General features: G+C 38.3%; 1 pseudogene. It reads right to left on the bottom strand.

Annotated elements, in window-relative coordinates:
• Nucleotides 1–17 precede the first annotated feature (17 nt).
• Nucleotides 18–1,156 (bottom strand): annotated as a pseudogene (locus GUB10_RS15855) (IS3 family transposase).
• Nucleotides 1,157–1,226 lie beyond the last annotated feature (70 nt).

A 1,226-nucleotide genomic window follows, 5' to 3' on the forward strand; every position in this document is an offset into this window, starting at 1 on the left:
CTGTAGCCTTACCCAATTTAAGACACAGCTAAATTCAATAAATTTTCATTAATATCATTCGATTCGGGGAAGAATTCTTCCCCGAATCGAGGTTTGTATTCTCTAGGTGATTTATTGCCCAGGGATTGATGCGGATGGTTATTGTTGTAATCTTCCATCCATTTATTGCTTAAAGAACGTAATTGATGTAAATCATTAAACCAGTAAGCATCTAATATATCTTCTCTATAAAATCTATTTAAACGTTCTATATACCCATTTTGCATTGGCTTACCTGGCTGGGTATACCGTATTTCAACACGTTTTCCATTGCACCATTGGCTGAATGTTTTAGAGATAAACTCAGGGCCATTATCACAACGGATAGTTTGTGGTAATCCAATTTCTTCTTCTAATTGTTCTAAAGTCTCCACTAGCTTTCTAGCAGGATAGTTCAACCCTGGATCTACAGCCAGTACTTCTCGGTTGCAATCATCAATTATATTTAAAACACGTACCTTTCTGCCATCAGAAAGGACATCTGACATAAAATCCATACTCCAAACCTGATTCAAATGTTCAGGGGTCTCTAAAGGATGTTTTACCCTACCTGTAATACGCTTTTTATGTTTGCGCCTTAACTTAAGCTTCATCTGCCGGTATACTCGTAATACCCGTTTCCGGTTCCACTTATGGCCTTCGCGACGTATTCGTTTATAGTATTCATCAAAACCTCTGGTGGGCAACTCAGTGGCCAATTCAGAAAGTTTATCGATTACCTCACAATCGTCTCGCTTCGTTTGATAATACCACATCGAACGGGTTAAACCTACTACATTACAGGCTCGTTTTATGGAGACCTGGTACTCCTTGATCAAATAAACCGCTCTATGCTTCTTGTCGGAAGGCCTTAGAACTTTTTTGACAATATATCTTTCAGCATTTGGTTATCAAGACTGGCATCTGCATACATCTGCTTGAGCTTGCGGTTTTCTTCTTCCAGCTCCTTAAGCCGTTTTAGCTCACTAGTTTCCATTCCGCCATATTTCTTGCGCCAATAATAGATAGTGCTTTTATCAATACCTAGTTCTCGAGCGATATCGACAACAGATCGGCCTTGTTCGTTTTCTTTCAAGATCTTGATGATCTGACTTTCTGTAAATCTACTTTTTTTCATCGGACAGTTTATCGGTTTTAAAATTAACAATTTCGAATTTTAAACTGTCTTATTTTTAGGGAAGGCTACA

Source organism: Salegentibacter sp. BLCTC (assembly GCF_015143665.1).
GTDB classification, from domain to species: Bacteria; Bacteroidota; Bacteroidia; order Flavobacteriales; family Flavobacteriaceae; genus Salegentibacter; species Salegentibacter maritimus.